A 16409-nucleotide genomic window follows, 5' to 3' on the forward strand; every position below is an offset into this window, starting at 1 on the left:
GATGGCCCTTTAGGCGTAACAGTATGGTAACAAAAAGAAGGCGTGAAAATAGTTTTAATGATTAAATTTATCGCCAGGAAATTCATCCAATATATGAAAACACAAAAAACAAGTCTATAAATGCAACCAACTTTATTGATCCTTGCTGCAGGAATGGCTAGCCGTTATGGTAGCTTAAAACAGATACAGCAGTTCGGCCCCAGCGGTGAAACAATTGTTGATTACTCCATCTACGATGCTATCCGTGCTGGTTTCGGCAAGATAGTGTTCATTATCCGCAAGGATTTTGAAAAAGAATTCAAAGAGATCTTTGAACCAAAACTGAAGGGACGCGTAGCTACGGATTATGTATACCAGGAAATGGGTGCATATCTGAACGGTTATCCGATGCCGGCTGACCGCGCCAAGCCATGGGGAACAGCGCATGCAGTATTATGTGCGAAAGATGCCATCAAGGAGCCTTTTGCAGTAATCAATGCGGATGATTTCTATGGTCGGGATTCTTTTGAGAAAGCAGCCGCTTTCCTGAAGAATGACGCAAAGCCTGATGTGTACAGCGTGATCGGCTACCAGTTGAGCAAAACTATCAGTGAGCATGGTTCCGTTTCGCGCGGTGTATGTGCTGCTGACGACAAGAGCAACCTGGCTGCCATCAACGAAAGGACCAAGGTTTACAAAGACGGAGCTCAGATCGTGTATGAAGAAGCCGATGGCAGCAAACATGCGATGGCTCCTGAAACGCCGGTTTCTATGAACTTCTGGGGTTTCCATCCGTCAGTATTCGACCTGAGTCAGAACCTCTTCAAAGATTTCTTAAAGAAAGATGGTGACAAGCCGAAATCAGAATTCTTTATTCCTATCGTGGTGGATCACTTCATCAAAAACAAACTGGGCGTGGTAAATGTCATTCCAACCGCCGCTCAGTGGTTTGGCGTAACCTATAAGGAAGATGCTCCGGGCGTACAGGAAAGCCTCTCCGCACTGGTAGAAAGTGGGGAATATCCGGACAACCTCTGGAAATAGGCCTGAAGAATTATAATATTTTTGCTATTTGTGTGGATTTTAACTAAACAAACAGCCTTTCATTTAAATATCTTCAAAAAGTAAGGGTTTGTTTGCGAAATGACTAAATCTTTTGGATTGTATTGTTTTTTAGTTTAACGACCAATACATTTGTAGAAGCAAAATAAAAAAGGTACCTCCATGTGGGTAAATAAAGACAACAATAAGATCAATCACATCGTAGCTCAGCTGAACTGGGCTATCACGCTAGTCGTGGTTGTCGTTGTCATTATTAGCCACCAATATGGAGGATAGGTAATCGTGCACAATCACTAAAAATAACAACGCCTTCCTCCACAAGAGGAAGGCGTTTTTTTACGCCCATAAAAGAAGTATCCAAAATCGATTTCTAATATCTGAATTATGTATAGCTATTACAACGAGAACACCATTCTTTACGTTAACGGGGAGTATAAGAAAGCCACCGCGGCCACTATCGACCTTTATGGTCAGTCTTTGCATTACGGATATGCAGTATTTGAAGGTATCCGTGCTTACAAAACAGCTGATGGAAAAGTGAAGATATTCAAAGCGAAAGAACACTTTGACAGATTCAAACGTTCCTGCGAACTGATTCACATGCCTTATCCGTTCAACAACGATGAGTTGATCGCAGCGTGTTATAAGGTGCTGGAACTGAACAATATGGAAGAGGCGTACATTCGTCCGCTCGCTTTCTGCCCTCCGAACATGACCCTGAAAGCAGCCAGCGAAACACATGTACTGATCTGTGCATGGGAGTGGGGTGCTTATTTAGGTGAAAAACTGCTGCGTGTAATGACCTCATCATACCAGCGTCCAAATCCAAAAGCATTCAAGATCGAATCAAAGACTGCAGGTCTGTATGTAAACTCGATCCTGGCTTCACAGGAAGCAAAGGAAAACGGTTACGACGAAGCGCTGTTGCTGGACATGAACGGCAATGTAGCCGAAGGTCCGGGCGCCAACCTGTTCTTCGAGAAAAATGGTAAGATCTTCACACCGCCGCCAGGCAACATTCTGCCAGGAATTACCCGTGCTACAGTTATTGAACTATGCCATGAACTGGGAATTCCGCTGGAAGAGAAGCTTTTCACAGTAGATGAACTGAAAACTGCTGATTGCGTATTCTATTGCGGTACCGCTGCAGAAGTAGTAGGATGGGATTCTCTTGATGGCCAGGGCTTTGCAAAACCATGGGCTTCATCCCTGGGTAAACTGCTGCAACAGGCCTATAAAGCCAGAGTACTGGAAAAACAATTCGATCGCGCCGCTGTGCCAGTCGCCTAAGCGCCTGAACTCAGTGTACAGATATTCATGAAAACTCGTGCTGATTCAGGTATTTTCCCATATCATGATACCTGGAATGATACATTATTATTCTAAACTGATAGTATTGTGTCTGACTCAATCAGATAGCTACGCAAAGCATCCCGCTTTGTACCACATAAACAAAGCGGGATGCTCTTTATAAACACTTCGTACAGGCTTCCCGTTTCCTCCCGCCAGGTATTTTTAATAAGTTGGAATTTGGATTTTTAGCGGTACGATATCCAGTACCATAGCGGGTTTGGACATAAAACGAAGAGATTTGAATACCGGCTAACCGGGCAGTAATTGGTTTGGAACTTGGCTTTTATCACTGCTATTTTGTACCTACTTTAAATAGCAACCGGAAATATTAACAAACAGATGGAATTAAATAAATATAGCAAGACGCTCACCCAGGACCCTACACAGCCAGCAGCGCAGGCGCAGCTGTATGGAATAGGTTTGACAGAAGAAGACCTGAAAAAAGCACAGGTAGGCGTGGCCAGTATGGGCTACGATGGCAATACCTGCAACATGCACCTCAATGATCTCGCTCAGCAGGTCAAAAAAGGCGTCTGGGCTAATGATCTCGTCGGACTCACTTTCCATACCATCGGCGTCAGCGACGGTATGAGTAATGGTACGCCAGGTATGCGTTATTCGCTGGTCAGCCGCGATCTGATCGCTGATTCCATCGAAACTGTTTGTGGTGCACAATATTATGATGCGCTGATCACTGTACCAGGCTGCGATAAGAACATGCCTGGCTCCCTGATGGCGATGGGCCGTCTGAATCGCCCTTCTATCATGGTATACGGTGGTACAATTGCTCCCGGTAAGTACAAAGGACAGGACCTCAACATTATCTCCGCTTTTGAAGCACTGGGCCAGAAGATGGCAGGCCAGCTGAATGAAGAGGATTTTAAAGGAATTGTACAGCATTCCTGCCCTGGCGCCGGCGCCTGTGGCGGTATGTATACGGCTAATACCATGTCCTCAGCCATTGAGGCACTGGGAATGAGCCTTCCCTACAGTTCTTCCAGCCCTGCTTTGAGCAAGGAAAAACAAAAAGAATGTCTGGAAGCAGGTAAATATATCCGCCTGCTGCTGGAAAAAGATATTAAACCTACCGATATCATGACCTTCGAGGCGTTTGAAAATGCCGCTACGGTTGTGATGGCGCTGGGCGGTAGTACCAATGCGGTATTGCACTTCATCGCCATAGCAAAATCAGTAGGTGTGAAATTCACTTTGCAGGATTTCCAGCGTATCAGTGACAAAACACCGCTGATCGCTGACCTGAAACCAAGTGGTAAATACCTGATGGAAGACCTGCACAACATTGGCGGTGTTCCACTGGTAATGAAGTATTTACTGAAGAAAGGTTATCTGCACGGACATTGCCTGACCGTAACCGGCAAGACCCTGGCAGAGAACCTGGAAAGTGTTCCCGATCTGGATTTCGATTCACAGAACATCATCGTTCCTACAGACAAGCCGCTGAAAGCTACCGGTCACATACAGATGCTGTATGGTAACCTGGCAGAACAGGGTTCTGTAGCGAAAATAACCGGTAAGGAAGGCCTTAGCTTCCGTGGACCTGCACGTGTGTTTGACGGTGAGTTTGAACTGATAGCAGGTATCCAGAGCGGCCGCGTGCAGAAAGGAGATGTGGTGGTGATCAGGCAGGTAGGTCCTAAAGGAGCGCCTGGTATGCCTGAAATGCTGAAGCCAACATCCGCTATCATGGGTGTGGGACTCGGTAAAAGCGTAGCACTGATCACAGACGGACGTTTTTCCGGTGGTACGCACGGTTTTGTGGTAGGGCATATCACGCCGGAAGCCTATGAAGGCGGTACCATCGCACTGGTAAAAGACAATGATATTATTGAAATAGATGCCGAAAAGAACACGATCAATGTGGAACTGAGTGCGGAAGAACTGGCGGCCCGCAGGGCACAGTGGGTAAGGCCTGCATTGAAGGTTAACAACGGTATATTATTAAAATACGCAAAACTCGTTTCAAATGCAACAGAAGGATGTGTTACCGATGAAGCCTGAGCCGGCTGAAAAGAGGGCAGCAACAGCTGCTCCGCTCAATATCACTGGCTCTGAGGCAGTGATCCGCTCGCTGATTGCAGAAGGTGTAGAAACCATTTTCGGCTATCCGGGAGGCGCTATTATGCCCATTTATGATGCCCTGTACGATTTTCAGGATAAAGTCCATCATATATTGGTCCGTCATGAACAAGGTGCTACGCATGCCGCACAGGGCTATGCTCGCACTTCCGGTAAAACCGGTGTGGTCTTCGCTACATCCGGTCCCGGTGCTACCAACCTGGTAACAGGGCTGGCAGATGCTTACATGGATTCTACGCCGATGGTCTGCATCACCGGTCAGGTGGCAGCACACCTGCTGGGAACAGATGCTTTCCAGGAAACGGATGTAATTGGTATCACCATGCCGATTACAAAATGGAACATCCAGGTAACACGTCCGGAAGACATTCCGGGAGCTATCGCAAAAGCATTTTATATAGCAGGTAGCGGTCGTCCGGGACCTGTACTGGTAGATATCACCAGGAATGCGCAGGTAGCGAAATTCGATTTTGAATACAAGAAATGTGATTATATCCGCAGTTACCGCCCTGTACCGGAAATGGATCCGGAAGCGGTGAAAGCCGCAGCGGCTTTGATCAACAGCGCAAAGAAACCATATATCTTCTGTGGTCATGGCGTATTGTTGGCAGGTGCCGAAAAAGAACTGATCGCACTGGCAGAAAAGGCAGGTATACCAATCGCTTCTACCTTGCTTGGTCTGTCAGCAGTACCTGTAGATCATCCGTTGTATGTAGGATATCTGGGTATGCACGGTAACTACGCACCGAACATCATGACAAATGAATGTGATGTGCTGATAGCTGTGGGCATGCGTTTCGACGACCGTATCACCGGAGATGTTTCTCAATTTGTGAAGCAGGCAAAGGTGATCCACATCGAAATTGATGCAGCTGAGATCAACAAGATCATCAAAGCTGATGTAGCTGTACATGCAGATGCGAAAACAACGCTGGAGGCTTTGATAAAGCTGGTAGAACCTATGAAGCATGACGAGTGGGTAAAGGGCTTCCGTGAAGCAGATAAGAAAGAAGAAGAGAAGGTAAGCCAGAAAGAATTGTATCCTACTGAAGGCGGTTTAAAAATGGCTGAAGTAGTACGTCTCATCTCAGAAAGAACAGAAGGTAAAGCTGTACTTGTAACAGACGTAGGACAGCACCAGATGATCGCTTCCCGCTACTATCGCTTTAAAGATCCTAACACCAATATCACTTCCGGTGGTATGGGAACCATGGGTTTTGCATTGCCGGCAGCGATGGGGGCAAAAGTAGGTACACCAGAAAAAGAAGTAGTAGCAGTGATCGGAGATGGTTGTTTCCAGATGACATTGCAGGAGCTGGGAACTATCTATCAGTCTGAAATAGGTGTTAAGATTGTGATCCTGAATAACAACTTCCTCGGCATGGTGCGTCAGTGGCAGCAGTTGTTCTTTGACAAACGTTATTCTTCTACAGAGATGATCAACCCTGACTTTGTGCAGATCGCAAAAGGGTTCTACGTTCCTGGCAGAAAAGTAACTGACCGTGCAGACATCGTAGGTGCTATCGAAGAGATGATCTCACACAAAGGCGCTTATCTGCTGGAAGTTGTAGTGGAAAAAGAAGACAATGTATTCCCAATGGTGCCTTCCGGCCAGCCAATAGCAAACATCAGGCTTGAGTAGCAGCAGGAAGAAGGAATTCAGCAATCATTAACACGAACACTATGCAAAAAGAGTATACAATAACGGTATATACGGAAGACAGGATCGGTATCACGAACCGTATCACCGTTATCTTCACACGCAGGGGTATCAACATCACCAGTCTGACAACGGCTGAAACGGAGATCCCTGGCGTATATAAATTCATCATCACCGTAATATCCGAAAAGGAAAAGCTGGTGAAGATCGTTGGTCAGATAGAAAGACTGATAGAAATTCATCGTGCTTTTGTACATGAAGAAGACGAGGTGGTATACCAGGAACTGGCACTTTACAAAATATCCACAAAAGCGTTGCAGAACGGTAATATCGAACTGCTGATCCGTGAGAACAATGCACGTATCCTTACGCTCACTGATGAGTATTTTGTATTGGAGAAAACTGGTCACCAGCAGGAGCTGATCGACTTACAGGCTAAGCTCGCGCCATACGGTCTGATCGAATATTCCAAAAGTGGAAGGGTAGCGATCGTAAAATGGAGCCGCCGTTTCCACGATCATCTGAAAGAGCTGGAAACCCGTCGTCCTGACAACCTGAAACAGGCACAGTACAAGGAACATACAGAGGTTTCGGCAGAAGAAGAAAGTATCTAGTTTAAATAATTCAATAAAAACAACAAACACTATCAAAACATGGCAACCATCAATTTTGGAGGGGTACTGGAAGACGTAGTAACCAGAGAAGAATTCCCCATGGAAAAAGCTAGAGAAGTGCTGAAGAACGAAGTGATAGCTATCATTGGTTACGGCGTACAGGGCCCCGGCCAGGCACTGAACCTGAAAGATAACGGCTTTAACGTGATCGTAGGACAGCGTAAAGGATCTAAAACATGGGATAAAGCTGTCGCTGATGGCTGGGTACCAGGTAAGACCCTGTTCGAAATCGAAGAAGCTGCACAGAAAGGTACTATCATCCAGTTCCTGCTGAGCGATGCCGGTCAGATCGCACTGTGGCCTACACTGAAGCCACACCTGACTAAAGGCAAGGCTTTATATTTCTCCCATGGTTTTGGTATTACTTATAAAGACCAGACTGGTATTGTTCCTCCTGCTGATGTGGATGTAATCCTGGTAGCTCCTAAGGGTTCCGGTACTTCCCTGCGCAGACTGTTCCTGGCTGGTCAGGGTCTGAACTCCAGCTTTGCTATATTCCAGGATGCAACTGGTAAAGCACGTGACCGCGTTATTGCGCTGGGTATCGGTGTTGGTTCCGGTTACCTGTTCGAAACAGATTTCAAGAAAGAAGTTACTTCTGACCTGACAGGTGAGCGTGGTACCCTGATGGGTGCTATCCAGGGTATCTTCGCTGCTCAGTACGAAGTACTGCGCAAGAATGGTCACTCTCCATCTGAAGCGTTCAACGAAACTGTTGAAGAACTGACTCAGTCCCTGATGCCACTCGTTGCTGAAAATGGTATGGACTGGATGTACGCCAACTGTTCTACTACCGCTCAGCGTGGTGCATTAGACTGGTGGAAGAAATTCAAAGAAGCAAGCCAGCCTGTATTTGAAGAATTGTATGCAAGTGTTGCTGCAGGTAAAGAAGCTGCACGTTCTATCGCATCAAACAGCACTCCTGACTACCGTGAAAAACTGGAAGAGGAACTGAAAGAACTGCGTGAAAGCGAAATGTGGCAGGCAGGTGCGGCAGTAAGAAAGCTGCGTCCTAATGCTTAATTCGATTATTCGATGATATGATCAGGAATTGGGAATTAGGAATTGAGCTTTATGCATCGATTCCTGATTCTTTAATTCCTGATTCCTAATTTTTAAAGAACGATGTCCCAGGTACTAACAAGTGTGAACCCGCTGAACATCCTTGATGCTGCGGTGAAGTTGAAGCCTGTGGTGAACCGTACACCGCTTACGTATAGCGCTACGCTCTCCCGCAGGTATAATGCAGATGTCTATCTCAAAAGAGAAGACATGCAGATTGTAAGGTCATATAAATTGCGCGGTGCATACAACCTGATTAGCAGCCTGGATAAAGAAACGCTGTCAAAAGGCGTAACATGCGCCAGCGCTGGTAACCATGCACAGGGCTTTGCTTATGCTTGTCGTCAGCTGGATATCAAAGGCGTTTGTTTTATGCCCATCATCACTCCGAAACAGAAAGTGAACCAGGTGAGAATGTTCGGTGGCGATAACATCGAAATCAAACTGGTGGGCGATACTTTTGATGATTGTGCAGCCGAAGCACAGGCTTTTACACAGGCGCACAGCATGACTTTTATTCCTCCTTTTGATGATCCGAAGATCATCGAAGGACAAGGTACCGTGGCAGTGGAGATCCTGGAAGACCAGGCAAAGATCGATTATGTGTTCGTGCCCATCGGTGGCGGCGGACTGGCAGCAGGCCTGGGTACTTATTTCAAAACTTACAGTCCGCAGACGCAGATCATTGGTGTGGAACCTGAAGGTGCTCCATCCATGACACGTGCACTGGAGGCTGGCAGCCCTGTTACACTCGACGAAATAGAACGTTTCGTAGATGGCGCTGCCGTAAAAAGGGTAGGTGCGCTTACATTCAGCATCTGCAAAGATATTCTGAACAAAATGCAACTGGTACCTGAAGGGAAGGTTTGCTCTACTATATTACGTCTGTACAACGAAGACGCTATCGTTGTGGAACCTGCGGGCGCATTGTCTATAGCAGCGCTTGACTACTACGCGAAAGAAATAGAAGGAAAGAAAGTGGTGTGTGTGGTGAGCGGCAGTAATAACGATATCGATCGTATGCAGGAGATCAAGGAACGTTCTCTGTTATACGAAGGATTGAAGCATTATTTCATCATCCGCTTTGTACAACGCCCGGGTGCGCTGAAAGAGTTTGTGAATCATGTGCTGGGACCTGATGATGATATCACACGTTTTGAATTTATCCAGAAACATAATAAGGAAATGGGCCCTGCACTGATCGGTGTAGAGCTGAAGAGGAGAGAGGACTATGATATCCTGCTGGCTAATTTCAGGAAGTATAACATTCACTTCACAGAACTGAATAAAGACGATAACCTTTTTGGTTATCTCGTATAAAAGTATTGATCTCTCTCATACTGAGGGAGAACGCTACGCTTTTGGAAAGGGCATTATGTTTTGGTTATAAAACATGATGCCCTTTCTGCATATATGCGCAATTCCCTTTTTTATCATAATTTAAAGCCAAAATATGCGAGTATGAGTAATTTTATGCAGGCGGCTATTTTGCCTGAATTTGGGCCGGCCACTGCTTTCAAGATTGAAAAAGTAGCAATACCACTGCCGGCGGCAGGACAGGTACTTGTGAAAGTAAAGGCAATCGGATTGAACCCTGTTGATTTTAAAACCCGGTCTGGTAAAGGATATGCATCCTATCAGACATTACCTGCCATCCTCGGATGGGATATAGCAGGAGAAGTAGTAAGTGTAGGAGAAGGCGTAAGTAAATTCTTTATTGGCGACCGTATATTCGGTATGAGTAATTTCCCCAATCCCGGTAACGCATACGCAGAGTATGCTGTAGTGCAGGAAGACGAGTTTGCCATTATTCCGAAAGATATTTCATATGAAGTAGCAGCAGGTACTCCACTGGCTGGTCTGACCGCCTGGGAAGCCCTGTTTGATCAGGCAGGTGTAACCTGGGGGCAGAGAGTGCTGGTGCAGGGTGGAGCCGGTGGTGTAGGACATATTGTTGTACAACTGGCTAAGTGGAAGCGTTGTTTTGTGGCGGCTACCGCATCAGCGGCCAACCATGCTTTTCTAAAGGAATTGGGAGTAGATCAGCTGGTTGACTATAAAACACAACGTTTTGAAGATGCAGTAGAGAAGGTAGATGTGGTGATAGATGGTATGGGTGGTGAAACGGCCCTTCGTTCACTGGAAGTGTTAAATCCGGGAGGAATACTGGTGTCATTGCCAAGCATGTATAAAGACGATCCGGCTGTTATTGCCAGGGCAAAGGAAAAAGGAGTAGAGGTGAAATGGATGTCTGTAAGGCCTTCCGGAGAGCGGATGGAGCAACTGGCGTCCCTGCTTAGCAATAACCGTCTGAAAGTACAGGTGGATGAGACTTTCCCGTTGACGGAGATCGTCAGTGCGCACCAGCGGCTGGAAGAAGGGCATGGCAAGGGAAAAATAGTGCTGACAGTGTAGTCAGGACGATAAAGAGATTGAAATATAATAAATGTCAGCTTGACATCAATAAAAAGAGTACATTTACAATACATTATTCAATTCCGGCGTTTGAAAACGGGCTGATAGCCAAATCAAAAAGGGTATGCTTAGCTATTGGGAAAAACAGAGCCTTTTACAATACGACTATATCATTGCCGGCAGTGGTATAGTGGGGCTTTCCACAGCTATCAGCCTGAAAGAAAGACTACCTGCAGCGCGGGTGCTGGTGCTGGAAAGGGATATTTTACCTACGGGCGCCAGTACAAAGAATGCCGGTTTTGCCTGTATAGGGAGTTTGACTGAGCTGCTGTCGGATTTTAACAACATGCCCCGGGAAGAAGTGCTGAATATCTTACAGATGCGGCGCAATGGTCTGCAGTTATTGCGCCGGCGTATCGGGGATGAGGCCATGCAGTACCGGGAAGACGGCAGTTATGAACTGATAGGCATGCAGGAAGAACATGCCCTGGCGCAACTGGACAGTGTGAACAATGTTTTAAGACCGTTGCTGGGCGGAGATGCCTTTACAATTGCCAGCGATAAAATAGAAGGATTCGGTTTTAACAAGGCTTACGTAAGAGCGCTGATCCGTAATAATTATGAAGGCGAACTGCATACCGGCAGAATGATGCGCAGTCTGATAGACATTGCCATCTCACGAGGGGTCGAAATAAAGACCGGTTGCAGCATAAGCCACCTGGAAGACCTGCAGACGGGCGTGAGGGTCACTGTTCCGACGGCAGGTGGAGAGGAGATCGGTTTTATGGCCAGGAGGGTAGCTGTCTGCACGAATGCATTTGCCCGGCAATTACTGCCGGAGCTGGATGTGCAGCCTGGCAGAGGACAGGTGTTACTGACAAATGTAATTCCCGGTCTGCCCTTCAAGGGCGTCTTTCACATGGAGGAAGGGTATTATTACTTCCGCGAACTGGATGGAAGAGTGCTGTTTGGCGGGGGGCGTAATCTTGACTTTGAAAAAGAAACCACAACAAGCTTTGATCTTAATCCGGAGATACAACAGCAATTGGAAAACCGGTTGCACAATATTATCTTACCAGGACAATCCTTTATGATCACAGACCGTTGGACCGGTATCATGGCTTTTGGTCGGACCCGCCAGCCACTGATCCGTTACCATACACACAACATCGTGCTCGGCGTCCGTATGGGCGGTATGGGCGTTGCAATAGGATCCACTGTAGGAGAACAACTCTCCGCATTCCTTACTGAATAAACAATGAAAAACAGAAAATATGTCCAACACGTAGTGAAAAATTTTAAACGTAAATTTTACGTTTAATAAAAATGTTGCTATATTGATTCCTAATTTATTTATTACCACGTTTTTTTATGCAAAAGAGCTTACAATTCCTCGATTATGTTGTTTTCTTAGTGTATTTCGTGATTGTTGCCGGCTACGGTCTCTATATCTACAAAAAGAAAAAACGGCAAACGACTGATTCCAAAGATTTCTTCCTGGCGGAAGGTTCCCTTACCTGGTGGGCTATCGGCGCCTCTCTGATCGCATCCAATATATCTGCGGAGCAGTTTATCGGGATGGCAGGCTCCGGGTTCAATATTGGTCTGGCTATCTCCACTTACGAGTGGATGGCGGCTGCGACCCTCATTATTGTGGCGGTGTTCTTCCTGCCCATCTATCTGAAGAATAAGATCTATACCATGCCGCAGTTCCTGCTGACAAGGTATAATAAAACAGTAAGCACCATTATGGCTGTTTTCTGGCTCCTGCTATACGTGGTAGTGAACCTGACTTCCATCCTGTACCTGGGTGCACTGGCGGTGAATACCATTTCAGGCATTAACTTCTATGTATGTATGAGCCTTATTGCGTTATTCGCCATCTTTATTACCCTGGGTGGTATGAAGGTGATCGGTTATACAGACGTAATCCAGGTGTTCTTCCTGATACTGGGTGGTCTGGTAACTACTTACCTGGCATTAAGCCTCGTATCTGAACACTTTGGTGAAACAGGTGTGCTGAAAGGCTTCTCTCTGATGACGCAGCATGCCAGTGACCATTTCCATATGATCCTGAAAAAGGATAACCCCCATTATCTCGATTTGCCCGGCCTCACGGTACTGGTAGGTGGTATGTGGATCGTGAACCTGAACTACTGGGGTTGTAACCAATATATTACACAGCGCGCACTGGGAGCTGATCTCAAGACTGCACGCAGTGGTCTGCTCTTCGCAGGTTTCCTGAAACTGCTGATGCCTGTGATCGTGGTTTTGCCTGGTATCGCAGCTTATGTACTGCACTCACAGGGTATGTTCCAGGAGGAAATGATAAAAGCAGGTGAACTGAATCCTGATAACGCTTATCCGGTGCTGATGAACCTTCTGCCTGCAGGTATGAAAGGGCTGGCATTCGCCGCGCTGACTGCAGCAGTAGTAGCTTCTCTGGCAGGTAAAGCGAATAGTATCTCTACTATCTTCTCTCTGGATATTTACAAAGAGATCTTCGATAGAAACGCAGATGAAAAGAAGATTGTAAATGTTGGCCGCGTTGTGGTAGTAGTTTCCATGATCCTGGCTATCATTATCTCTCCGTTCCTGGGTATCGATAAAAAAGGCGGTTTCCAGTTCATTCAGGAATACACCGGCTTCGTGTCGCCGGGTATCTTCGCTATGTTCATACTGGGCTTCTTCTGGAAGAAGACCACGGCCAATGCAGCACTGTTTGCAATGATCGGTGGTTTTGCGATGTCTATCTTCCTGAAGTTCCTGCCATTGTGGATGGATCTTTCCTTCCTGTACGACATAGGTTGGGCTGTACCAAATGCAGAAGGTGTGTATGAAATTCCGTTCCTCGATCGTATGGGTATCGTATTCGGTGTGTGTGTGATAGGTATGATCCTTATCTCATTACTGGCACCAGCTCCTGAAAGATCACTGGCTACTGCAAGCGGCGATCTGAAGACCGGATCTCATGCACTGGAAGTGGATTCTTCCATGTTCAAACCTTCAGTAGGCTTCACCGTTATTGCATTGATCATCTGCGGAATTCTGACTGCGCTGTATACTATATTCTGGTAATAGCACAAAGATAAATCCGTTAAACAGCTCCGTACGAGCAACGTGTTTGTAAGCCGGGATGACAACCCGGGAACAAACAACGCAAATAAATTAACCATTAGGCTATATGAAATATACGATAGGATATGATATCGGTTCCTCCTCGGTGAAAGCGGCATTGCTGGATGTAGAAACGGGGAAATGCCTGGCTACGGCCATCAGTCCTGCACAGGAAATGCCAATGCATGCCCCTGTAGCAGGGTGGGCAGAACAGGATCCCGAAATGTGGTGGCAGGAGGTACAGAACGCTACAAAAAAATTACAGCAACAGCATCCTTTTGACGGGAATGCTGTTGCCGGTATCGGTATTGCCTACCAGATGCATGGATTGGTATGTGTGGACAAAGACCAGCAGGTACTTCGCCCTTCTATTATCTGGTGTGACAGCCGGGCAGTGGAAATAGGCAATGAGGCCTTTACTGCACTGGGGCAGAACTGGTCGCTGCAGTACCTGCTCAATTCCCCCGGTAACTTTACGGCTTCCAAGCTACGCTGGGTACAGCAGTATGAACCGGAGATCTACAAGCGCATACACAAGATCATGCTGCCGGGCGATTTTATCGCCATGCGCCTGACCGGTGTAGCTGCAACTACTATTTCGGGTCTTTCGGAAGGTATCTTCTGGGACTTCAGTGGCCGGCAGGTATCTCCGGTATTGCTAAAGCATTACAATATTGATGAAAGCCTGCTGTCGGATGTGGTACCTACCTTCGGTTTGCAGGGCAAGGTTACTGAGAAGGCAGCTGGGCTGTTAGGCATTGCTGCAGGTACACCTGTAACTTATCGTGCAGGCGATCAGCCGAACAATGCTTTCTCGCTCAACGTGCTGAAGCCGGGTGAAGCTGCTACTACAGCAGGTACTTCCGGTGTTGTATATGCGGTACACGATCATATCGCTTTTGACCAGGAAAGCCGTGTGAATACTTTCGTACATGTCAACGACAGGCCGGATGCCCACCGCAACGGGGTGCTGATGTGTCTTAACGGTACAGGTATTCTCAACAGCTGGTTAAGGCAGGTAACCGGTAAGCTTGACTACAGCGAAATGAATACACTGGCTGCCCAGGCGCCCGCAGGCGCCCGTGGTCTGCAGATCTATCCTTTTGGTAACGGAGCGGAACGTATCCTTGCCAATAAGGAAACAGGGGCTGTATTCAATGGACTGAACTTTAATATTCACGGCCGTGAGCACCTGCTTCGCGCGGCACAGGAAGGAATTGTATTTGCCCTGAAATACGGTATGGACATCATGACCGATATGGGGCTCCAAATTCATCGGGTAAGGGCAGGACAGGCCAATATGTTCCTCAGTCCTCTTTTCCGTGAAGTATTTGCCAATACGGCCAATGTGGTGATCGAGTTATATAATACAGACGGTGCCCAGGGAGCTGCCAGGGCCGCCGGTATAGGAGCTGGCCTGTACAATGAAAAGGAAGCTTTCCGCGGTATGGAATGTCTTGCTACCATAGAGCCGGATGCTACGCTTCAGCAACAATATGCCAGCATCTACAGCCAGTGGCTGGAAGGATTACAGCACGTTATTAAGTAGCTGCATCATACATAGCAGTTACACACAAATACACACGTTTTGGATTCAAAAAAAGAAAGAAAATGAGTATCACTTTAGGGAATCAGGAGTACTTCAAAGGCATAGGTAAAATAGCCTACGAAGGTCCTCAGTCAACGAACCCATTTGCTTACAAATGGTATGACGAGAACAGAAAGATCGGTGGTCAGACCATGAAGGAACTGTTCCGTTTTGCAGTGTCCTACTGGCACACCTTCTGCGGAACCGGCGGAGATCCGTTCGGTCCAGGCACCAAAGCTTTTCCCTGGTTAACTGCTACTGATGCAGTACAGAGCGCAAAAGACAAAATGGATGCAGCTTTCGAATTCATTACTAAACTGGGCGTACCTTACTACTGCTTCCACGACGTGGACCTGGTAGACGAAGGTGCAACCATCAGTGAATATGAAAGCCGTATGCAGAAGATCGTGGATTATGCAAAGGAAAAACAGAAAGCCAGCGGTGTGAAACTGCTGTGGGGTACTGCCAATGTATTCAGCAATCCGCGTTACATGAACGGAGCTTCCACCAATCCTGACTTTGCGGTACTGGCTTATGCAGGTACGCAGGTAAAGAATTCTTTGGATGCTACCATTGCACTGGGGGGGGAAAACTACGTATTCTGGGGCGGTCGTGAGGGATATATGACCCTGCTGAATACGAACATGAAGCGCGAACAGGAACACCTGGCCCGCTTCCTGACAGTGGCTAAAGACTATGCACGCAAACAGGGCTTTAAAGGTACGTTCTTCATTGAGCCAAAACCTTGTGAGCCTACAAAACACCAGTACGATTACGATGCAGCAACTGTAATTGGTTTCCTGCGTCACTACGGACTGGATAAAGACTTTAAACTGAACCTGGAAGTAAACCACGCTACACTGGCAGGTCATACATTCCAGCACGAATTGCAGGTAGCTGCAGATGCAGGTATGCTGGGCAGCATTGACGCTAACCGCGGTGATGCGCAGAACGGTTGGGATACCGACCAGTTCCCGATGAACCTGAATGACATGGTTGAATTCATGCTGGTGATCCTGGAAGCCGGTGGTTTCAGCGGTGGTGGTGTGAACTTCGATGCGAAATCACGCCGTAACTCTACCGATCTGGAAGACATCTTCCATGCGCATATCGGTGGTATTGATTCCTTCGCCCGCGCTGCTGTCATTGCAGAAAAAGTACTGGAACAATCTCCGTATAAGCAATTCCGTAAAGACCGTTACGCTTCCTTCGACAGCGGTAAGGGTAAGGAATTCGAAGATGGCAAACTGACCCTGGAAGACCTGCGCAACTTCGCTATCAGCAATGGTGAGCCTAAGTTGATCAGCGGTAAACAGGAGTGGCTGGAAAATATCATCAACCAGTACATCTGATCCCGACTTATTTGTTGAATGGAATATAAAGAAGCTGTCCCGTCGCTGGC

Annotated in this window: 12 protein-coding genes; all 12 read left to right on the forward strand. The window is 47.0% G+C overall.

From position 1 onward, the window contains the following. Window positions 1–120 precede the first annotated feature (120 nt). The 12 genes from L3C95_RS34145 (at window position 121) to xylA (ending at window position 16359) form a co-directional block, all read left to right on the forward strand. On the forward strand, window positions 121–1023 hold the full coding sequence (locus tag L3C95_RS34145; protein WP_236395156.1) for a sugar phosphate nucleotidyltransferase: 903 nt from the start codon (window positions 121–123) through the stop codon (window positions 1021–1023). A 402-nt stretch (window positions 1024–1425) separates the two neighbouring features. Further along, window positions 1426–2331: a branched-chain amino acid transaminase gene (locus L3C95_RS34150; protein ID WP_236395157.1), complete on the forward strand. Its 906-nt coding sequence runs from the start codon at window positions 1426–1428 to the stop codon at window positions 2329–2331. Window positions 2332–2733: 402 nt separating this feature from the next. Continuing rightward, entirely contained in the window at window positions 2734–4413 is a 1680-nt protein-coding gene (ilvD, locus tag L3C95_RS34155; protein WP_236395158.1) for a dihydroxy-acid dehydratase, read from the forward strand. Further along, window positions 4379–6133 (forward strand): biosynthetic-type acetolactate synthase large subunit, encoded by a 1755-nt coding sequence (ilvB, locus tag L3C95_RS34160; protein ID WP_317207731.1) that lies wholly within the window; start codon window positions 4379–4381, stop codon window positions 6131–6133. The genes ilvD and ilvB overlap by 35 nt, the downstream gene beginning before the upstream one ends. Window positions 6134–6174: 41 nt before the next feature. Continuing rightward, window positions 6175–6765, forward strand: coding sequence for an acetolactate synthase small subunit (ilvN, locus tag L3C95_RS34165; RefSeq protein ID WP_236395159.1), 591 nt, complete (start codon window positions 6175–6177; stop codon window positions 6763–6765). 39 nt (window positions 6766–6804) lie between these two features. Further along, a complete protein-coding gene (gene ilvC, locus L3C95_RS34170; RefSeq protein ID WP_236395160.1) occupies window positions 6805–7848 on the forward strand; it encodes a ketol-acid reductoisomerase in 1044 nt (347 codons plus the stop codon). 102 nt (window positions 7849–7950) lie between these two features. Then, window positions 7951–9207, forward strand: coding sequence for a threonine ammonia-lyase IlvA (ilvA, locus tag L3C95_RS34175; protein ID WP_236395161.1), 1257 nt, complete (start codon window positions 7951–7953; stop codon window positions 9205–9207). 141 nt (window positions 9208–9348) lie between these two features. Then, window positions 9349–10302 (forward strand): NADP-dependent oxidoreductase, encoded by a 954-nt coding sequence (locus L3C95_RS34180; RefSeq protein WP_236395162.1) that lies wholly within the window; start codon window positions 9349–9351, stop codon window positions 10300–10302. Between the two features lie 124 nt (window positions 10303–10426). Next, entirely contained in the window at window positions 10427–11557 is a 1131-nt protein-coding gene (locus tag L3C95_RS34185) for an NAD(P)/FAD-dependent oxidoreductase (RefSeq protein ID WP_236395163.1), read from the forward strand. 116 nt (window positions 11558–11673) lie between these two features. Continuing rightward, window positions 11674–13380, forward strand: coding sequence for a sodium/sugar symporter (locus L3C95_RS34190; protein WP_236395164.1), 1707 nt, complete (start codon window positions 11674–11676; stop codon window positions 13378–13380). A gap of 106 nt (window positions 13381–13486) precedes the next feature. After that, complete coding sequence (locus tag L3C95_RS34195; protein ID WP_236395165.1) at window positions 13487–14968, forward strand: xylulokinase; 1482 nt, start codon at window positions 13487–13489, stop codon at window positions 14966–14968. Window positions 14969–15030: 62 nt separating this feature from the next. After that, the gene (gene xylA / locus L3C95_RS34200; protein ID WP_236395166.1) at window positions 15031–16359 is read left to right on the forward strand and encodes a xylose isomerase; all 1329 of its coding nucleotides are present in this window, start codon (window positions 15031–15033) and stop codon (window positions 16357–16359) included. Window positions 16360–16409 lie beyond the last annotated feature (50 nt).

Origin of the sequence: Chitinophaga filiformis (genome assembly GCF_021646545.1) — a bacterium.
GTDB classification, from domain to species: Bacteria; Bacteroidota; Bacteroidia; order Chitinophagales; family Chitinophagaceae; genus Chitinophaga; species Chitinophaga filiformis_A.

Bases quoted from the DNA above. Each gene is read 5' to 3' on its own strand.
- L3C95_RS34190 (WP_236395164.1), top strand. From the start codon at position 11,674: ATGCAAAAGAGCTTACAATTCCTCGATTATGTTGTTTTCTTAGTGTAT.
- xylA (WP_236395166.1), top strand. From the start codon at position 15,031: ATGAGTATCACTTTAGGGAATCAGGAGTACTTCAAAGGCATAGGTAAA.
- ilvD (WP_236395158.1), top strand. From the start codon at position 2,734: ATGGAATTAAATAAATATAGCAAGACGCTCACCCAGGACCCTACACAG.
- L3C95_RS34195 (WP_236395165.1), top strand. From the start codon at position 13,487: ATGAAATATACGATAGGATATGATATCGGTTCCTCCTCGGTGAAAGCG.
- ilvN (WP_236395159.1), top strand. From the start codon at position 6,175: ATGCAAAAAGAGTATACAATAACGGTATATACGGAAGACAGGATCGGT.
- L3C95_RS34185 (WP_236395163.1), top strand. From the start codon at position 10,427: ATGCTTAGCTATTGGGAAAAACAGAGCCTTTTACAATACGACTATATC.
- ilvB (WP_317207731.1), top strand. From the start codon at position 4,379: ATGCAACAGAAGGATGTGTTACCGATGAAGCCTGAGCCGGCTGAAAAG.
- L3C95_RS34145 (WP_236395156.1), top strand. From the start codon at position 121: ATGCAACCAACTTTATTGATCCTTGCTGCAGGAATGGCTAGCCGTTAT.
- L3C95_RS34150 (WP_236395157.1), top strand. From the start codon at position 1,426: ATGTATAGCTATTACAACGAGAACACCATTCTTTACGTTAACGGGGAG.
- L3C95_RS34180 (WP_236395162.1), top strand. From the start codon at position 9,349: ATGAGTAATTTTATGCAGGCGGCTATTTTGCCTGAATTTGGGCCGGCC.
- ilvC (WP_236395160.1), top strand. From the start codon at position 6,805: ATGGCAACCATCAATTTTGGAGGGGTACTGGAAGACGTAGTAACCAGA.
- ilvA (WP_236395161.1), top strand. From the start codon at position 7,951: ATGTCCCAGGTACTAACAAGTGTGAACCCGCTGAACATCCTTGATGCT.